Source organism: Mesorhizobium sp. WSM4808 (assembly GCF_055811675.1).
Map to the genome: position 1 here is coordinate 235,071 of NZ_JBVVQX010000001.1, position 17,648 is coordinate 252,718.

Consider the following 17,648-nt stretch of genomic DNA (forward strand, 5'->3'; position numbering starts at 1 on the left):
ATCGAAACCCTGCGGATCAGGCTGCGGGGGACGCAACGAACAGGAACGGATCTCCATGCTCACCCACGCGCTGATCGGCGACGAAGGCAGAACAATCGACCTTGGCTGGCAGGACGGGTCGCGCAGCCGTTTTCATGCCATGTGGCTGCGCGACAATGCGCTGGACGACAAGACGCGCAGCGCCGGCAATGGTCAACGGCTCATCACCATTCTCGACATTCCCGCCAACACCAGGATCGGCGCCGCGTCGATCAAAGGCGGCGCCCTGGAAGTCAGCTTCGTGCCCGAGCAGAAGACGGTCAGCTTTCCCGCGGCATGGCTGAGCGCCAATGCCTATGATCGTGACGCAGGCCGCCAGCCGGGCTGGACAGGCGAGGCCACCGTGCGATGGACCAAGGCCTCGATGCAGAATTCGGTACCGCGCGCCGGCTATGTTGCGGCCAGCCGCGATCGTGCTGTGCTGGGGCAATGGCTGTCGGCGGTGAAAACCTATGGCTTCGCGGTGATGGACGATCTGCCGTCCGAATCCGGGGCGCTGTGCAAAGTGTCCGATCTGTTCGGCTACATCAGGGAGACCAATTACGGGCGCTGGTTCGAAGTGCGCGCCGAGGTCAATCCGAACAATCTCGCCTACACGAATCTCGGCCTCCAGGCGCACACCGACAACCCCTATCGCGACCCTGTGCCGACGCTGCAGATTCTGTCCTGCATCGAAAATACGGTTGAGGGCGGCGAGTCCAGTGTCGTCGATGGGTTTGCCGTCGCGGCTGCGCTGCAGGCTGAGAACCCGGAAGGCTTCCGGTTGCTGAGCTCATGCCCGGCGCGCTTCGAATATGCCGGCTCTTCCGGCGTGCGGCTGCAGGCGAAGCGGCCGATGATCGAGCTCGGGCCCGATGGCGAGCTGATTTGCATCCGCTTCAACAACCGCTCCCTGGCGCCGACGGTCGACGTGCCGTTCAGCCATATGGAAGCGTACTACGCCGCCTATCGCCGGTTTGCGGAACTGATCGAGAATCCATCCTTCGAGGTGACGTTCAAGCTCGAAGCGGGGCAGGCGTTCATCGTCGACAACACGCGCGTCATGCATGCCCGCAAAGCGTTTTCCGGTACCGGCAAGCGCTGGCTGCAGGGCTGTTACGCAGACAAGGACGGTCTGCTGTCGACGCTGGCCGCAATCGAGCATGGGTTCAAGGAGGCGGCGGAATGAGCGGCCAGGATTTGAACGCGGACACCATCGTCGAGTTCATCGCCGACATCTTCGAGCGCCGGGGTGCCGAATCCTATCTCGGCGAACCAGTCACCATGTCTGAGCACATGCTGCAGGGCGCCTGGTTCGCCGAAAAGGACGGTGCGCCCGACGAACTTGTGGCGGCGGCGCTGCTGCACGACATCGGCCATTACACCAGCGAGTTCGGCACCTATTCGCCCGAGGATGTCGAGGACAAGCATCATGACGAAGCCGGCGGCGAGGTGCTGGCGCCGTTCTTTCCGCCGGTCATCGTCGAATGCGTGAGGCTGCATGTCGCGGCCAAGCGCTATCTCTGCGCCACCGACCCGACCTATTTCGGCAGGCTTTCGCAGGCCTCAGTGCATACGCTGTCGCTGCAGGGCGGGCCGATGAGCGCCGATGAAGTGGCCGAGTTCCGCAAGAACCCGTTCCACGAGGAAGCGGTCCGGGTCCGCATCTGGGACGAGAGCGGCAAGATCGCCAACATGAAGACACGGGCGTTTCGCGATTACGTGCCGCTGCTGCAGCGGGTGGTGACGCAGTTCGCCGCGGGTAAGCCGGCGTAATTCCCTCGAAGGAAGGAGGCAGGGTGCAAGCCATGCCTCCTTCCGTTTTTTCTCCGCAGGAATGGCGCTCGCCTATCCCTTGTGGTGCACCTGCTGCAGCCCGTAGACCGGCGTCGCCAAGCCGGCCTGCCTGGCTTTCAACTGCAGCGCCAGGAACTGCGAATAGTGTCGTGACTGGTGCAGATTGCCGCCGTGGAACCACAGCGCCTCCTGTTGCGTCGGCTTCCACATGTTGCGCAACTCGCCTTCCCAGGGGCCGGGATCCTTGGTGGTGTTCGAGCCGAGGCCCCAGCATTTGCCGACCTTGTCGGCGGTTTCGCGGGATATCAGATCGGCGGCCCAGCCGTTCATCGAGCCGTAGCCCGTGGCATAGACGATGAGGTCCGCAGGCAGTTCCGACCCGTCGCCGAGCAGAACAGAGTGCTGCTTGATCTCTTCGACGTCGACGCCGCTCTTCAGCTTGATCGAACCATCGATAACCAGCTGCGAGGCGCCAACATCGATGTAATAGCCAGAGCCGCGCCTGAGGTACTTCATGAACAGGCCGGACTCGTCGTCGCCCCAGTCGAGCATGAAACCCGCCTTTTCCAATCCCTTGTAGAACGCCGCATCGCGTTTCTTCATCTCGGCATAGGCCGGGATCTGGAACTCGTGCAGGATCTTGTAAGGCAGCGAAGCGAAGATGAGATCGGCCTTGGCGGTGGTGATGCCATTCTGCAGCGCCTGCTCCGAATAGAGCGAACCCAGTCCGATTTCCATCAACGTGTCGGACCTGGAGATATGGGTACTCGAGCGCTGCACCATGGTCACGTCGGCACCAGCTTCCCAAAGTGCGGCAGCGATGTCATGGGCGGAATTGTTGGATCCGATGACAACGGCCTTTTTGCCGGCATAGGCGTCGGGACCCGGATGCTTCGACGAGTGGTGCTGGTCACCCTTGAAGGTTTCCATGCCCTTGAATTTCGGCAGATTGGCCTTGCCGGACTGTCCGGTCGCCAGCACCAGCTGCTTGGGCTTCAGCGTAATGTCCCTGCCGTCGCGGTGGACGACAACCGTCCATTCCTTGGTCTTGTCGTCATAGGAGGCGCTTTTGGCCTCGGTCGAGGACCAGTAATTCAGCTCCATCACCTTGGTGTACATTTCCAGCCAGTCGCCGATCTTGTCCTTGGGCGAGAAGACCGGCCAGTTCTTGGGGAAATCGATGTAGGGCAGATGGTCGTACCAGACCGGGTCATGCAGGCAGAGCGACTTGTAGCGCTTGCGCCAGCTGTCGCCGGCCCGCTCGTTTTTCTCGATGATGATCGTCGGCACGCCAAGCTGCCGCAGCCGCGCGCCGAGCGCGATGCCGCCCTGGCCGCCGCCGATGATGACCGTATAGGGCTGGGTCTTGAAGCCGAGCTCGGCGGCTTCCCTCTCGCGTTCTTCCTTCCATGTCGGACGGTTCTTGCCCGAGCCGTGCCTGGCGCCCATCGGCCGCGCAAAGCCTGCCGGCTCCTCGTGGCCTTTCAGTTCGGCCATGGTGGTCAGCAGCGTCCAGATCTTGCCGTTCTTCAGCCTGACATGGCCGAAGCCGCGTGCCACCTCCGTCTCGAAGCTGATCCAGCCCTCGATCAGTTCGCCGCTCTCGGTCGCGTCCTCGCCCTTGGCGATGGCGAAGTGCGACGGCCTGGTGTTCGACAATTGGCTTTTCAGCATGTCGCGGACCTGGTCGCGGCCTTCCATGGTCTTGATGTTCCAGGTGAAGGTAACGAGGTCGCGCCAGTAGCAATCCTCTTGAAAGCAATCGACCGCCTTCTCGATGTCATTGGCAGCCAGCGCGGCGCCGAATTGATCGAGCAGGTCAGACAGTTTCTTGCTAGGGGCCGTGTTCTTGCTAGAGGGCTTGTCGAGCATCAGGTTTCCTCCCGTGAAATCCAGATCGTCATGGTGGTGGCTCCGCCGGGCTTGCCGCCGGACGATCAAGTATCGTCAGAGATGGCGGCCCTCGTCACGCCCCACCATAGTTTCCAGCGATTTCAATGGTCTATCCTAGAAATGAGATCGCCAGGCGGTTTCGGAATCGCTCCGGCGCCGGAAACGAACGTTCCATTTGTGAATGCCGCGCCGGTCGCGCAAAATTGATGGTCAAATGCCGCAATGCGGTCACCGGGGCCGATGACAACCGATCGGTGAGAAGCCGGGAAGCGGTGGCGGGCAACAGGGCGGTTCCCGGGATTTTCTGGATGCGGAACTCTGGAGCCCGTTATGATCATCATACCTTTTATCCAAGCGTCTTCATGTCGCTCCCTTGGCCGGCGTGGACGCGCAGCAGCAATGGCCGCGGTCATGGCCTTGAGCGCGACCCTGACCGGCCCGCTGGTGCTGCCCGGAACGCAGGCGCATGCGGCGGAAATTGCCGTCACCGTCCGCGAAAGGCTTTCGAATTATGGCGGATGGCGAACCTCGGCCCGATTCGGCGATGTCTGGGTTCCCTCGGTCCGTACCGAATGGCGGCCGTACACCGAAGGCAGGTGGGTCTGGACCGACGATGGCTGGTACTGGCAGTCCACCGAGCCATTCGGCGATGTCGTCTATCACTATGGCCGCTGGGCGTATGATCCCGATTTCGGCTGGGTGTGGATCGCCGGCGATCAATGGGCGCCAGCCTGGGTGGTGTGGCGTCAGGGCGGCAATGATGTCGGCTGGGCTCCAGCGCCGCCCGACGTCGGTGTCGCCTTCGACGACGCCTGGTGGTGTTTCGTGCCTGTGGCGGCGATCGGCGCGGTCGATCTGGTCAGGGTGGTGCGGCCGGTGCAGGAGAACGTCGTCATCATGCGCAACACGACGATCATCAACCAGACGGTCGTGGTCAACAATGCACCGCGCGTGCGACTTGGCAATCAGGTCGTTGCAATCAATGCCGGACCCCGGCTGCAGCAACTCCCGAAGCCCGTCATCGAATCGATCAAGGCGGCAAAACTGGTTCCGCCTCGCAAAGGCGTGTTTGCCAGTGCACGGCTCGATGTTTCCAGGGGCGCCGAGATCAAGAGGCTTGCCGGCAATACAAAGGGGAACGGGCAAATCCTGGCGGGTCCCAAGACTGCGACCGGCGACAAGGCCAATTCCCTTGGCGCGGTGACTGCCAGCAATCCGGTGGTCGTGAAGCCGGTGAGCAAGCGGATGGTCGCCGGCAACGGCGCGAAGGCCGATGCGCTCAAGCTGCATGCCGACAGGACCACAGGCGACGGACGCATCGTTGTCAAATCGTCGCTCAACCGGGGGTCGCCCAAGCCGGTTTCGTCCAGGCCGGTTTCGGGGCAGCGTCTTGCACGCGGAGCCGGGCAACAAAAGCCGCATCAGCAAGCGTTGGCAATGCGCATGCCCCAGCACCATGCCCCGGCAAGGGTGGCACCCCACCATCCGCCAGCGAAGATGCAGGCCAGGAAGGCGTCCAAATGCGATCCACGCGTTTCCCGCTGCAAGGCGCCGGGCTGACACCGCAGTCGCGTCGGCACGCTGCGCGCGCCGGCGCGATTTTTCCCGTTGACAGGCCGCCTTTCCCGCCCTTAGTGTCCGCCACCATGAAAACGGCACTCATTCTCGTAGGAAAGCGCGTGGGCAAGGCGGTGTAACCGCCGGGCGAAAACCCCCCATGCGCAAGACACAGGCTCCCTCGGGGGCCTTTTTTATTGCCTGAAACACGACTAAACGACCAGCAAACGCCAAATGGCGACAGTACGGGACCAGACCGATGAGCAACGGACAGAACGAGCGGCGCGAGATGACAGGTGCCGAAATGGTGGTGCAGGCGCTGAAGGACAATGGCGTCAAGCATGTCTTCGGCTATCCCGGCGGCGCTGTCCTTCCGATCTATGACGAGATCTTCCAGCAGGACGATGTCGAGCACATACTGGTGCGCCACGAGCAGGGCGCCGGCCATGCGGCCGAAGGCTATGCGCGTTCGACCGGCAAGGCCGGCGTCATGCTGGTGACCTCCGGCCCCGGCGCCACCAATGCGGTGACGCCGCTGCAGGACGCGCTGATGGATTCGATCCCGCTGGTCTGCCTGACGGGGCAGGTGCCGACCTCGCTGATCGGCTCCGACGCTTTTCAGGAATGCGATACGGTCGGCATCACCCGCCCCTGCACCAAGCACAATTGGCTGGTGAAGGACGTCAACGAACTCGCCGCCACCATCCACGAGGCTTTCCATGTCGCGACCACCGGCCGTCCGGGTCCGGTCGTCGTCGATATTCCGAAGGACGTGCAGTTCGCCAGGGGATTCTACGTCCCGCCGCAGATAGCGCCGCGCACCAGCTACCAGCCTAAGGTCCAGGGCGACCTGGAAAAGGTCAAGGCGGCGGTCGAGCTGATGGCCAGCGCCAAGAAGCCGATCATCTATAGCGGCGGCGGCGTCATCAATTCCGGCCCGGAAGCGAGCCATCTGCTGCGCGAACTGGTCGATCTTACCGGTTTCCCGATTACCTCGACGCTGATGGGCCTCGGTGCCTATCCGGCATCGGGCAAGAACTGGATGGGCATGCTCGGCATGCACGGCACCTATGAAGCCAACATGGCCATGCATGATTGCGACGTGATGATCTGCATCGGCGCCCGTTTCGACGACCGCATCACCGGCCGGTTGACCGCGTTCTCGCCGAATTCGAAGAAGATCCACATCGACATCGATCCATCGTCGATCAATAAGAATGTCCACACCGAGGTGCCGATCATCGGCGATGTCGGCCGGGTGCTGGAGGATATGGTGCGGCTGTGGCGCGCGAGCGCCAAGGCCGACAAGAAGGCGCTCTACCCCTGGTGGGAGCAGATCGCCAAATGGCGTGCGCGCGACTCGCTCGCCTACAAGATGAACAACGACGTGATCATGCCGCAATACGCCATCGAGCGGCTCTACGAACTGACCAAGGGTATGGACACCTACATCACCACCGAGGTCGGCCAGCACCAGATGTGGGCGGCGCAGCACTATCATTTCGAGAAGCCGAACCGCTGGATGACGTCAGGCGGGCTGGGCACGATGGGCTACGGCCTGCCGGCGGCGCTCGGCGTGCAGATCGCGCATCCCGACGCGCTGGTCATCGACATTGCCGGCGACGCCTCCGTGCAGATGACGATGCAGGAGATGAGCGCTGCCGTGCAGCACGACGCGCCGATCAAGATCTTCATCCTGAACAACCAGTATATGGGCATGGTGCGGCAGTGGCAGCAGTTGCTGCACGGCAACCGGCTGTCGCATTCCTACACCGAGGCGATGCCCGACTTCGTCAAGCTGGCCGAGGCCTATGGCGGACACGGCATTCGCTGCGAGAAGCCGGACGAACTGGACGACGCGATCAAGGAGATGATCTCGGTCAGGAAGCCGGTGCTGTTCGACTGCCGCGTGGCGACGCTCGCCAACTGCTTCCCGATGATCCCATCGGGCAAGGCGCACAATGAGATGCTCTTGCCCGACGAGGCGACCGACGAGGCGGTGGCCAACGCCATCGACGCCAAGGGCAGGGAACTGGTGTAGCCAGCAGAACCAAGGCAGGGCTGTCGCGAGAAAGCCCTGCGCAAACAGAGAATTAGCTCAAGAGCTTGAAATCGAGATTCATGTCATGAACGCACAGCTACAACCGACCGGCTCCGCCTATTTCATCGCCAAGGAGACGGAGAAGCCGGAAAACCACACGCTTTCCGTGCTGGTCGACAATGAGCCGGGCGTGCTTGCCAGGGTCATCGGCCTGTTTTCCGGGCGTGGCTACAACATCGAGAGCCTGACCGTCTCCGAGACCGAGCATGAGAAGCATTTGTCGCGCATCACCATCGTGACGCGCGGCACGCCGCATGTGCTGGAGCAGATCAAGCACCAGCTCGAGCGCATAGTGCCGGTGCACCGCGTCGTTGACCTGACCGTGCGTTCGCATGAATCCGGCCAGGAGCGGCCGCTGGAGCGCGAACTGGCGCTGGTCAAAGTCGCCGGCACCGGCGAGGCCCGGGTCGAGGCGTTGCGGCTGGCCGATGCGTTCCGCGCCAGCGTCATCGACGCCAACACCGAGCATTTCATCTTCGAGATCACCGGCAAGGGCTCCAAGATCGACCAGTTCATCGCCATCATGAAACCGCTCGGCCTGGTTGAAATCTGCCGCACCGGCGTGGCGGCGTTGAACCGCGGCCCGCAGGCGATGTAGGACTTCGGCGGGGCTGGCGCCGAACGCGCCAGCCAGCTTCCATAGAGAGGCTTCCGGTGCTGACTTGTCAGGGAGGATATCCATGTCGCTCGACGCATTCCTTGCCCTGCTTGTCTACGCCTTCGTGACCTCGATCACGCCGGGGCCGAACAATCTCATGCTTCTGGCATCGGGCGTGAATTTCGGCCTCGTCAGAACCGTTCCGCACATGCTGGGCATCAGCATGGGTTTCCTCGTGCTGCTGCTTGCCGTCGGTCTTGGCCTCGGCGCTGTATTGACGGCGTTTCCGGCGCTGCACACCGGATTGAAGATCGCAGGCGGTGCCTACCTGCTCTATCTTGCGTGGAAGATCGCCATGTCGCGCACGCTGACCGGCAAGGGTGAGACGAATGCGCGGCCCATGCGCTTCATCGAGGCGGCCGCATTCCAGTGGGTCAATCCCAAGGCGTGGGTGATGGCGATCACCGCCATGGCCGTCTATGCCAATGCCGAGCACCCGTTCCTGTCGGTGGTGTTGATCGCCGTGGCCTTCACCATCGTCAATTTGCCGAGCGTCTCGGTGTGGGCTGGGTTCGGCACCGCACTGCGCGGTTTCCTGTCGGACCCGGTACGGCTGAAATGGTTCAACATCGCCATGGGCGTGCTGCTGGCGGCGACGCTTTGGCCGATGCTAAGGTAGGCCGTGGGCGGCACCATCTCATCGTAGGGGACGGGATCCGGACTCTCGGCGGACCGCCCCCGGATCGGGAGCCAGGCCCCGTGTTGCACATCCATTGTGCAGTGCACATTAAATCTTCGTAATGCCGCCTTTTGGCCCTTTTCCGACAAAGGCGTGTCCTATCTATTCGGCGAAATCGCGGCAACGGGCCGCGTTGGAATAGAACCATCGGACCACGACGTGTCGGGTGGAGAGGGCCTTTGACCATGCGTGGAAAAGTCGTTCTTTCGTTGCTGGCCGTCGCCTGCCTGGGTGCGGCCGGGTGGCTCTATCTTTCGCCTGACGCGCTTGGCAGGGTCCAGCAGATCATCGGCGCAAAGCAGGTTGCCGCGCCGGACAAACAGGCCGCGGCTTCGGACAAGAAGGCCGACAATGCGGGGCGCTCGGCCTCCATCCTCTCGGCCGTCGCCTCGACAGCCGATTTCCCGATCCGGCGTTATGCGATCGGCTTCGTCTCCTCTCCCGCCGTCGTCAACATCAACGCGCGGGTGTCCAGCCAGATCGTGTCCATCGACGTCAAGGACGGGCAGATGGTCAAGACCGGCGATCTGCTGTTTTCGCTCGATGACCGGGCGCTGAAGGCGCAGCTTGCCAAGGACCAGGCGGCGCTGGCCAAGGATCAGGCGATGCTCGCCAGCTCGCAGTCCGATCTCCAGCGCGCCAAGGATCTGGTCGCCAAGCAGGCCGGAACGCAGCAGACCTACGACCAGGCCGTCGCCGCGCAGAAGGCTGCCGCGGCGACTGTCGATGCCGACAAGGCGACAATCGACGCCGACAATGTCCAGCTTGGCTTCGCCACGATCACGGCGCCGATTTCCGGCAGGCTGGGTGCTGTCAGCGTCGCCGTCGGCGATCTCGTCACCGTCAGCAATGGCAACAGCAGCACGGCGACCCCGCTGGTGACCATCACCCAGATGGACCCGCTGCAGGTCAACTTCAATCTTCCCGAGAGTAACCTGGCCCTGCTGCACAAGGCGCTCGCCAACCCGCAGCAGGGCGCGGTGACACTGACCAAGGACGGCGATCCGACGCCGATCGGCAAGGGCACGCTCGATTTCGTCGACTCCAGCGTCGACACCGCGTCGGGCACGATTGCCACGCGGGCAAGCATTCCCAATGCCGACCTTTCGCTATGGCCAGGCCAGTATGTGAATGTCGTGCTCGACGCCGGCATCATGCCGCAGATGACATCGGTTCCCACGGTCGCGGTGCAGCCAAGCCAGAAGGGGCCGTTCGTCTATGTCGTCAAGCCGGACAACACGGTCGAGATGCGGCCGGTGCAGGTGGCGCTGACCGAAGGCGACAACAGCGCCGTCAGCCAGGGGCTGAAAAGCGGCGAGAAAGTTGTCACTGAGGGCCAGACGAGGCTGAAGGACGGCGCCGCGGTGCATGAGGGCAAGGCCACGGCCGATGCCGCGCCGAAGGTGGCCGAGGCGAGCAAAGCCGGCGAGGCGGCCCAATGATCTCCGAATTCTGCATACGCAGGCCTGTCGCCACCCTTCTGATGTCGTTCGCCCTCGTGCTGGGCGGACTGTTCGCCTACAAGTTCCTGCCGGTGGCGGCACTGCCCAGCGCCGAATTCCCGGTGGTCAACGTCTCGGCTTCGCTGCCCGGCGCCTCGCCGGAAACCATGGCCACTTCGGTGGCGACCCCGCTGATCAAGCAGTTCGCCACCATCGCCGGCATCGATTCCATTTCGACGACGAACTCGCTTGGCCAGACCTCGATCGCCATCCAGTTCGTGCTCAACCGCGACATCGACGCGGCAGCAGCCGACGTACAGGCGGCGATCGCGCGCACGCAGAAATCATTGCCGCCGCAGATGACGGCGCCGCCGAGCTATCGCAAGGTCAATCCGGCCGACGCGCCGATCCTTTTGATGTCGCTGGTCAGCGACACGGTTCCGCTGACCGATCTCGATGCTTTCGCGGAAAATGTCATCTCGCCGTCGCTGTCGACCATAGACGGCGTGGCGCAGGTCTCGATCTTCGGCCAACAGAAATACGCGGTGCGCATCCAGATCGACCCGACCGCGCTTGCCGCGCGCGGCATCTCGATCGATCAGCTGCAGGCGGCGGTCGCCTCGGCCAACAGCAACACGCCGCTCGGCGTGCTGCAGAACGACAAGCAGCAGCTTACCATCACCGCCAACACGCAGCTGACCGACGCCGCCGGCTTCTCCAACATCATCATCGCCACCAAAAACGGTCACCCCGTGCGGTTGGGCGAGGTGACCCGTGTGGTCGATTCGGTGCAGACGACGACCACGGCGAGCTGGTATGACGGTACGCGCGCGATCATCATGGCGGTGCAGCGCCAGCCCGACGCCAACACCGTCGACGTCGTCGACAAGGTCAAGGCCATGCTGCCGTCCTTCAAGGACCAGATGCCGGCCGCCGCCGACATCAAGCTGCTTAACGACCGCTCCAGTTCGATCCGTCAGGCCGTCGATGACGTCCAGTTCACGCTGCTGTTGACCATCGCGCTGGTGGTCATGGTGATCTTCGTGTTCCTGCGCCGGGTGACGGCGACCATCATCCCGGCCGTGGCGGTGCCGATCTCGCTGATCGCCACGCTCGGCGCGATGTTCCTGTTCGGCTTTTCCATCGACAACATATCGCTGATGGGCCTGACGCTGGCGGTCGGCCTCGTCGTCGACGATGCCATCGTGATGCTCGAAAACATCTTCCGCCATATGGAGGAGGACGGGCTGTCGGCCTTCGACGCATCGCTGAAGGGCGCGCGCGAAATCGGCTTCACCATCATTTCGATCTCGATCTCTCTGGTGGCGGTGTTCATCCCCGTGCTGCTGATGGGTGGCGTCATCGGGCGCATCTTCAACGAGTTCGCCGTCGTGGTGACGGTCGCCATCCTGGCGTCGATGTTCGTGTCGCTGACGCTGACGCCGATGCTGTGCTCGCGGCTGCTGTCGGTGACCAAAGCCGACCGCGACAAGCATGGCCCCGGGCACAAGCCGGACCTCGTCACCCGCGGCTACGACCGGGTCTTGAGTTTCTGCCTGCGGCACACCTTCCTGGTGTTTCTCGTCTTCGTCGGCACCGCGGCAGCGTCGGTGTGGCTGATCCAGACTTCGCCGAAGGGTTTCTTCCCGCAGGAGGACATCGGCCAGATATCGGTGACCACCATCGCACGTCAGGACATCTCTTTCGACGCCATGTCCAGGCTGCAAGGACAGGTCGCCAGTGTCTTCTCGCATTCGCCCTATGTCGACCATGTGGCGTGGTCGGCGGGCAGCGGCAACAATGCGCTCAACCAGGGGCAGCTTTTCGTCCAGCTCAAGGGCAAGGACCAGCGCCCCGATATCGAGAAGGTGCTTTCGGATCTGCGCAAGCAACTGGCCGGCGTGGCGGGCATCGAGACCTATATGCAGCCGGTGCAGAATTTGAGGCTGGGCTCGCGGTCGTCGGCCAGCGCCTACCAGCTCGTGGTTCAGGGCCTTGATACCGGCCTGACCGATATCTGGGCGCAGAAACTGAACGACGCGATGGCCGCAGATCATGCGAACTTCACCGACGTCACCAGCGACCTGCAGAACAATGCGCTGCAGGCTACGCTGGTGGTGGATCGCGACAAGGCCGCCCAGCTCGGTATCGACACCGACACATTGCGCTCCGCCCTCTATGGCGGGTTCGGCACCGACCAGGTTTCGACAATCTTCGGTTCGGCCGACAGCTACGAAGTCATCACCGAGCTCGACCCCAAAATCGAGTGGTCGCCCGAGCGGATGCTGGCCATCCAGATGAGGACGGCGAGCGGCAGTCTTGTTCCGCTCGGCGCCTTCGCCCGGGTCGATCGCACTGCCGGCGCCCTGACGGTCAACCAACTCGGCCAGCTTCCAGCCGTGACCATCTCCTACAATCTGCCGCAGGGCGTGGCGCTGGGCGACAGCGTGACGCGCATCAATGCGCTCAAGGAGCAGATCGGCATGCCGACGGTGATCTCGACGACCTTTGCCGGCACGGCCAAGACCTTCCAGGATTCTCTTGCCAACCAGGGTTTTCTGGTCGGCGGCGCAATCCTGACCATCTATATCGTGCTCGGCATCCTCTACGAGAGCTTCATCCACCCGCTGACCATCCTTACCGGCCTGCCATCGGCCGTGCTGGGAGCGGTCGTTGCGCTGCGCTTCGCCGGCATGGATCTGTCTGTTATCGCGGTGATCGGCATCCTGATGCTGATCGGCATCGTCAAGAAGAACGGCATCATGATGGTCGACGTCGCGCTTGAACTGGGACGAGAAGGCATGTCCGCGACCGAGTCCATCCACAAGGCCTGCCTGATGCGGTTCAGGCCGATCATGATGACGACGCTGGCGGCGCTGATGGGCACGTTCCCGATTGCGCTCGGCACCGGGGCCAGCGCCGAACTGCGCCAGCCGCTGGGCGTTGCCGTTGTCGGCGGCCTGCTTGCCTCGCAGGCACTGACCCTGTTCGTGACGCCGGTGATCTATGTCTACATGGAGAATTTCTCGGGCTGGCTGGTCGGGCTCTGGTCGAAGCGCAAGGGCGAGACGGGCCCGGTCGAAGCGGGGGATCAGCCCTCGCTGTTCAAGCCTAGGGAAGACATGCTGCCAGAACCGCAGCAGGCGGCGGCCGAATGATGTGACAGGGCCAGCGCCATGTGCCGTTGGCCCAAGCCGTTGCGCTTGCGGCGGCATCACTGGAAACGTAGTTTGCGGCCATGTCACACGATCATGACCACGACAACGAACTCGATCCGTTTGCCGCCCGCGTGCGCGCGCTGGAAACCATCCTCACTCAGAAGGGGCTGATCGATCCGGCCGCGATCGACGTCATCGTCGACACCTACGAGACGAAGATCGGCCCGCGCAATGGCGCCAGGGTGGTGGCGAAAGCCTGGAGCGATCCTGGCTTTGCCGACTGGCTGAAGCTCGACGCGACGGCGGCGATCGAATCGCGGGGCTATACCGGCCGCCAAGGCGAGCACATGCAGGCGGTGTTCAACACCGAGGAGACGCACAATCTCGTCGTCTGCACGCTGTGCTCCTGCTATCCGTGGTCGGTGCTCGGCCTGCCGCCGGTCTGGTACAAGGCGCCGCCCTATCGTTCGCGCGCGGTGATCGATCCGCGCGGCGTGCTGGAAGAATTTGGACTGACGCTGCCGGCCGGGACAAAAATACGCGTCTGGGATTCGACCGCGGAGCTGCGCTATCTCGTCGTGCCGATGCGGCCTGAGGGCACCGAGGGCTGGAGCGAGGAGCGGCTGGCGGAGCTGGTCAGCCGTGACGCGATGATCGGGACCGGCCTGGCCCAAAGACCTGAAATAGAGGGGCAGCCGGCATGAACGGGCCGCACGATCTCGGCGGGCAGATGGGGTTCGGCCCCGTCGCGCCCGAAAAGGACGAGCCGTATTTCCATGCCGCATGGGAAAGGCGGGCGCTCGGCGTGACGCTGACTGCCGGCGCCATGGGCGCGTGGAACATCGACGAGAGCCGGCACGCGCGGGAATCGCTGCATCCGGCTGTCTACTATTCATCGAGCTACTACCAGATATGGATCAAGGCGCTGGAGGTGCTGTTGAAGCGCCATGGCTTCGTCAGCGAGCGCGATCTTGAAGCGGGCAAGGCAGTCGATCCGGCAGCGACGCCCAAGAGGGTGCTGAAGGCAGAAAATGCGCCTGGGGTGCTGGCCAAGGGTGGTCCTTGCGACCGGCCGGTGGCGCGGCCGGCGCGGTTCAAGGCCGGCGATCCCGTGCGGACCAAGAATTTCAACCCGACCGGCCACACGCGGCTGCCGCGCTATGCGCGCGCCAAGCAAGGGGTGATTGAGACGGTGCACGACGGTTTCGTGTTCCCCGACAGCAACGCGCATGGACACGGCGAAAATCCGCAATGGGTCTACACCGTGGTTTTCGAAGGGCCGGAAATCTGGGGCGAGGGCGCCGACCCGACGCTAAGCGTGTCGATAGACGCCTGGGAGAGCTATCTTGAGCCGGCGTGATACGGATCTGCCCGAGCTGCCGCCGGGCGTCGATGCGCCGGTGTTTGCCGAGCCGTGGCAGGCTGAGGCGTTCGCCATGACGGTGGCGTTGCACGACAAGGGCCTGTTTTCGTGGAGCGAGTGGGCGCAGGCGCTGTCGATCGAAGTGAGGAAGCCAGGCGCCGCGGCTGACGGCCATGACTATTACGAACATTGGCTGGCCGCGCTTGAAAGCCTGCTTGCCACCAAAGGGCTGGCCGCCAAGTCGGATGTCGACGCTATGGCTGAAGCCTGGGAGCGCGCCGCGCATGCCACGCCGCACGGCAAGCCGATCCTGCTGGAAAACGATCCCCAGCCGATTCGATAAGGTATGGGGTGAGCTTGTATGTTCCCTTTACGTTCTTGTCTGCGCCTGATAGCCTGACCCGTCGGCGGCATTGAAGCGTCCCGGCGCATCGATGATGGTGGCGGCTGTCTTGTCTTTCCCTTGCGAATCCGGTCTCTCGCGCTGATGGAATTCTCTCCCCAACAGGACGACGCGCTGAAGGCGGTCGCCCAATGGCTGAAGACCGGCCAGCCGCAGCTGTTCCGGCTGTTCGGCTATGCCGGCACCGGCAAGACGACGCTGGCGCGGTATTTCGCCGAACATGTCGACGGCCAGGTGCAGTTCGCCGCCTTCACCGGCAAGGCGGCGCAGGTGCTGCGCTCCAAGGGCGCGGTCAATGCGCGCACCATTCATTCGCTGATCTATCGGCCGAAGGGCGAGGAATCGGTATCGGACGAGGTCACCGGCAAGACCTCGATGTCGCCGACCTTCTCGCTTAACCGCCAGAGCCCGATTACGCGGGCGAAACTGGTCGTCATCGACGAATGCTCGATGGTCGACGAGCAGCTCGGCCGCGACCTGATGAGTTTCGGCACGCCGATCCTGGTGCTGGGCGACCCCGGTCAGCTGCCGCCGATCTCGGGTGGCGGCTTCTTCACCGACCACGAGCCGGATTTTTTGCTGACCGAAATCCACCGGCAGGCGCGCGACAACCCGATCCTGCGGCTGGCGCTCGATGTGCGCGAGGGCCGTGAATTCATGCGTGGCGACTATGGCACGGCGCAGGTGATCGGCAAGGAAGACGTTACCCAGGAGCTGGTGCTGAAGGCGGACCAGGTGCTGGTCGGCACCAACCGCACGCGTCGCCGCTACAATCAGCGGCTGCGCGAGCTCAAGGGCTTCAACGCCGATTATCCGCAGGCCGGCGACAAGCTCGTCTGCCTGCGCAACGATCCGGCCAAGGGCCTGCTCAACGGCTCGCTGTGGAAGGTGATGACCTCGTCGCGCGAGACGGTGAAGCCCGGCATCAACCTTCTGGTGTCGCCGGAAGAGGACGATCCGGATCGCGGCGTCGCCAAGATCAAGCTGCTCAAGGCGGCGTTCGAGGATCCCGATGCCGACATCCCGTGGCAGCAGAAGAAGCGCTTCGACGATTTCGACTATGGCTACGCGCTGACCGTGCACAAGGCGCAGGGCTCGCAGTGGAACGAGATCGTGCTGTTCGATGAAAGCTGGGCCTTCAAGGAAACCCGCCAGCGATGGCTCTACACCGCCATCACGCGGGCGGCCGAGCGGCTGACGATCGTCAGGTAGGGGCGCCGGATGCTGTTGCTCCGATAGGCTGCGCGGCAAGCCATTGCCAGGCGGCGGCCTCGTCCTCCGCCTTGAAGTGCCTGATTTCAACGGGCGGGGAGGACGGCAGAAAGCGTTGTGCGTCCGCTATCCAGTCCGGTTCGCCGATGGTTGCGCAACGGCCGACATGTTTCAATGCATGGATCGCGCCCTGCTTCAGGGTCTCGTCCGCGATGTCGGCCCAGTCGACGCCATCGTGGTCGACGAGGCGCACCAGCACATCGATGCGCGGATGCAGGGCATAGGCTGCCTCCAGCAGCCCGAAAAGATTTTCACCGTCGGCCGCGGAAACGTGCCCGACGACATCGATGGCGAAAAGGTCGTCGCGGCTGGTCTCGATACGGCGAATTGCCGGAACCTCATCGAGAAAATTCATCGGCGCTTTCCTTTCCCGGCTCGTTCATCAGGCTTGGAACACCCGAAACCCCCAGTCTGTTCCCACCAAAGGCATTACTGTTCCCGTCAAAGGCATTATAGGTGGGCGCGTTGAATGATTTCCGAGGCCGCCCGCATGCCTGCAAAGCTCTCCGTCAACCTCAATGCCATCGCCATGCTGCGCAACCGCCGCGACCTGCCGTGGCCAAGCGTGACCGGCCTCGGCCGCATTGCGCTGGCGGCCGGGGCGCATGGGCTGACGGTGCATCCGCGTCCCGACGAGCGGCACACAAGACGCTCCGATCTGCCTGAGATTCGGTTGCTGATCGACGACGAGTTTCCGCGCGCGGAATTCAACATCGAAGGCTATCCAACCGAGGATTTCCTGTTGCTTGTGGAAAAGCATCAGCCTGAGCAGGTGACTTTGGTGCCGGACGATCCGGCCCAGGCGACATCGGACCATGGCTGGAACTTCGCCACCCAGGCCGCGTTCCTTACACCGATCGTCAAACGCTTGAAAAAAGGGGGCTTTCGCGTGTCGCTGTTTTCCGACCCTGATCCCGATTGGGTGGCGGCCGCACGCGACACCGGTGCCGATCGCATCGAGCTCTATACTGGTCCATATGGCAGCTATCACACAGATTCCGCCAAAGCGGCCAAGGAGCTGGAAAGATTGGGAAAAACCGCTGACGCTGCGCTTGCCGCCGGGCTGCAGGTCAATGCCGGGCACGATCTGGTGGTCGGCAATCTGCCGGCGCTGGTCAAGCGCATTCCGGCATTGGCCGAAGTGTCGATCGGACATGGGTTGACAGCCGACGCGTTGGAGTATGGCATGGCCGGCACGGTGGGTCGGTTCCTCAAGGCCTGCGGATGGTAGCGATGGGCAGCCTGGCGCGGCAGGCATGGCAGCCATTACGCGACGGCACTTGATATTGCATCGCAGCAAGCGTAGA

Annotated in this window: 15 protein-coding genes; 13 read left to right on the plus strand and 2 right to left on the minus strand. The window is 63.2% G+C overall.

The features are described 5' to 3' along the window. Positions 1–55: 55 nt before the first annotated feature. Together tmpA and tmpB are read left to right on the plus strand one after the other, a co-directional pair. Positions 56–1,207 (plus strand): 2-trimethylaminoethylphosphonate dioxygenase, encoded by a 1,152-nt coding sequence (gene tmpA, locus AC0L2U_RS01075; RefSeq protein ID WP_128289203.1) that lies wholly within the window; start codon positions 56–58, stop codon positions 1,205–1,207. Next, positions 1,204–1,794 carry a (R)-1-hydroxy-2-trimethylaminoethylphosphonate oxygenase gene (gene tmpB, locus AC0L2U_RS01080; RefSeq protein WP_127395420.1) on the plus strand — a complete coding sequence of 197 codons (591 nt, stop codon included), beginning with the start codon at positions 1,204–1,206 and terminating at the stop codon, positions 1,792–1,794. Before tmpA ends, tmpB begins: the two co-directional genes overlap by 4 nt. Positions 1,795–1,866: 72 nt before the next feature. Here tmpB and AC0L2U_RS01085 read toward each other — a convergent pair whose 3' ends face one another. Then, entirely contained in the window at positions 1,867–3,687 is a 1,821-nt protein-coding gene (locus tag AC0L2U_RS01085; RefSeq protein WP_127395421.1) for an NAD(P)/FAD-dependent oxidoreductase, read from the minus strand. 420 nt (positions 3,688–4,107) lie between these two features. Here AC0L2U_RS01085 and AC0L2U_RS01090 point away from each other — a divergent pair, with 420 nt between their 5' ends. The 10 genes from AC0L2U_RS01090 to AC0L2U_RS01135 all read left to right on the plus strand — a co-directional run bounded on the left by AC0L2U_RS01090 (position 4,108) and on the right by AC0L2U_RS01135 (position 16,281). After that, a complete protein-coding gene (locus AC0L2U_RS01090; protein ID WP_128289202.1) occupies positions 4,108–5,268 on the plus strand; it encodes a DUF6600 domain-containing protein in 1,161 nt (386 codons plus the stop codon). 256 nt (positions 5,269–5,524) lie between these two features. After that, positions 5,525–7,306: an acetolactate synthase 3 large subunit gene (locus tag AC0L2U_RS01095; RefSeq protein ID WP_127272402.1), complete on the plus strand. Its 1,782-nt coding sequence runs from the start codon at positions 5,525–5,527 to the stop codon at positions 7,304–7,306. An 85-nt stretch (positions 7,307–7,391) separates the two neighbouring features. Next, the gene (ilvN, locus tag AC0L2U_RS01100; protein WP_023757090.1) at positions 7,392–7,964 is read left to right on the plus strand and encodes an acetolactate synthase small subunit; all 573 of its coding nucleotides are present in this window, start codon (positions 7,392–7,394) and stop codon (positions 7,962–7,964) included. Between the two features lie 82 nt (positions 7,965–8,046). Beyond that, positions 8,047–8,643 (plus strand): LysE family translocator, encoded by a 597-nt coding sequence (locus AC0L2U_RS01105; protein WP_128309593.1) that lies wholly within the window; start codon positions 8,047–8,049, stop codon positions 8,641–8,643. A 245-nt stretch (positions 8,644–8,888) separates the two neighbouring features. Next, positions 8,889–10,145 carry an efflux RND transporter periplasmic adaptor subunit gene (locus AC0L2U_RS01110; protein ID WP_473601300.1) on the plus strand — a complete coding sequence of 419 codons (1,257 nt, stop codon included), beginning with the start codon at positions 8,889–8,891 and terminating at the stop codon, positions 10,143–10,145. Further along, positions 10,142–13,303: an efflux RND transporter permease subunit gene (locus tag AC0L2U_RS01115; RefSeq protein WP_473601301.1), complete on the plus strand. Its 3,162-nt coding sequence runs from the start codon at positions 10,142–10,144 to the stop codon at positions 13,301–13,303. Before AC0L2U_RS01110 ends, AC0L2U_RS01115 begins: the two co-directional genes overlap by 4 nt. Positions 13,304–13,383: 80 nt before the next feature. Further along, complete coding sequence (nthA, locus tag AC0L2U_RS01120; RefSeq protein ID WP_128289200.1) at positions 13,384–14,007, plus strand: nitrile hydratase subunit alpha; 624 nt, start codon at positions 13,384–13,386, stop codon at positions 14,005–14,007. After that, positions 14,004–14,663: a nitrile hydratase subunit beta gene (gene nthB / locus AC0L2U_RS01125; protein WP_473601302.1), complete on the plus strand. Its 660-nt coding sequence runs from the start codon at positions 14,004–14,006 to the stop codon at positions 14,661–14,663. Before nthA ends, nthB begins: the two co-directional genes overlap by 4 nt. Beyond that, on the plus strand, positions 14,650–15,009 hold the full coding sequence (locus AC0L2U_RS01130; RefSeq protein ID WP_128308251.1) for a nitrile hydratase accessory protein: 360 nt from the start codon (positions 14,650–14,652) through the stop codon (positions 15,007–15,009). Before nthB ends, AC0L2U_RS01130 begins: the two co-directional genes overlap by 14 nt. A 144-nt stretch (positions 15,010–15,153) precedes the next feature. Beyond that, positions 15,154–16,281 carry an ATP-dependent DNA helicase gene (locus AC0L2U_RS01135; RefSeq protein ID WP_027034850.1) on the plus strand — a complete coding sequence of 376 codons (1,128 nt, stop codon included), beginning with the start codon at positions 15,154–15,156 and terminating at the stop codon, positions 16,279–16,281. On the opposite strand, the gene AC0L2U_RS01140 is transcribed toward AC0L2U_RS01135, so the two are convergent. Then, a complete protein-coding gene (locus tag AC0L2U_RS01140) occupies positions 16,274–16,696 on the minus strand; it encodes a SpoIIAA family protein (RefSeq protein ID WP_127271116.1) in 423 nt (140 codons plus the stop codon). The two genes, AC0L2U_RS01135 and AC0L2U_RS01140, sit on opposite strands and share 8 nt — an antisense overlap. Positions 16,697–16,831: 135 nt before the next feature. Here AC0L2U_RS01140 and AC0L2U_RS01145 point away from each other — a divergent pair, with 135 nt between their 5' ends. Next, positions 16,832–17,572 (plus strand): pyridoxine 5'-phosphate synthase, encoded by a 741-nt coding sequence (locus AC0L2U_RS01145; RefSeq protein WP_473601365.1) that lies wholly within the window; start codon positions 16,832–16,834, stop codon positions 17,570–17,572. Positions 17,573–17,648: the final 76 nt, after the last annotated feature.

Bases quoted from the DNA above. Each gene is read 5' to 3' on its own strand.
- tmpA (WP_128289203.1), top strand. From the start codon at position 56: ATGCTCACCCACGCGCTGATCGGCGACGAAGGCAGAACAATCGACCTT.
- tmpB (WP_127395420.1), top strand. From the start codon at position 1,204: ATGAGCGGCCAGGATTTGAACGCGGACACCATCGTCGAGTTCATCGCC.
- AC0L2U_RS01085 (WP_127395421.1), bottom strand. From the start codon at position 3,687: ATGCTCGACAAGCCCTCTAGCAAGAACACGGCCCCTAGCAAGAAACTG.
- AC0L2U_RS01090 (WP_128289202.1), top strand. From the start codon at position 4,108: ATGGCCGCGGTCATGGCCTTGAGCGCGACCCTGACCGGCCCGCTGGTG.
- AC0L2U_RS01095 (WP_127272402.1), top strand. From the start codon at position 5,525: ATGAGCAACGGACAGAACGAGCGGCGCGAGATGACAGGTGCCGAAATG.
- ilvN (WP_023757090.1), top strand. From the start codon at position 7,392: ATGAACGCACAGCTACAACCGACCGGCTCCGCCTATTTCATCGCCAAG.
- AC0L2U_RS01105 (WP_128309593.1), top strand. From the start codon at position 8,047: ATGTCGCTCGACGCATTCCTTGCCCTGCTTGTCTACGCCTTCGTGACC.
- AC0L2U_RS01110 (WP_473601300.1), top strand. From the start codon at position 8,889: ATGCGTGGAAAAGTCGTTCTTTCGTTGCTGGCCGTCGCCTGCCTGGGT.
- AC0L2U_RS01115 (WP_473601301.1), top strand. From the start codon at position 10,142: ATGATCTCCGAATTCTGCATACGCAGGCCTGTCGCCACCCTTCTGATG.
- nthA (WP_128289200.1), top strand. From the start codon at position 13,384: ATGTCACACGATCATGACCACGACAACGAACTCGATCCGTTTGCCGCC.
- nthB (WP_473601302.1), top strand. From the start codon at position 14,004: ATGAACGGGCCGCACGATCTCGGCGGGCAGATGGGGTTCGGCCCCGTC.
- AC0L2U_RS01135 (WP_027034850.1), top strand. From the start codon at position 15,154: ATGGAATTCTCTCCCCAACAGGACGACGCGCTGAAGGCGGTCGCCCAA.
- AC0L2U_RS01140 (WP_127271116.1), bottom strand. From the start codon at position 16,696: ATGAATTTTCTCGATGAGGTTCCGGCAATTCGCCGTATCGAGACCAGC.
- AC0L2U_RS01145 (WP_473601365.1), top strand. From the start codon at position 16,832: ATGCCTGCAAAGCTCTCCGTCAACCTCAATGCCATCGCCATGCTGCGC.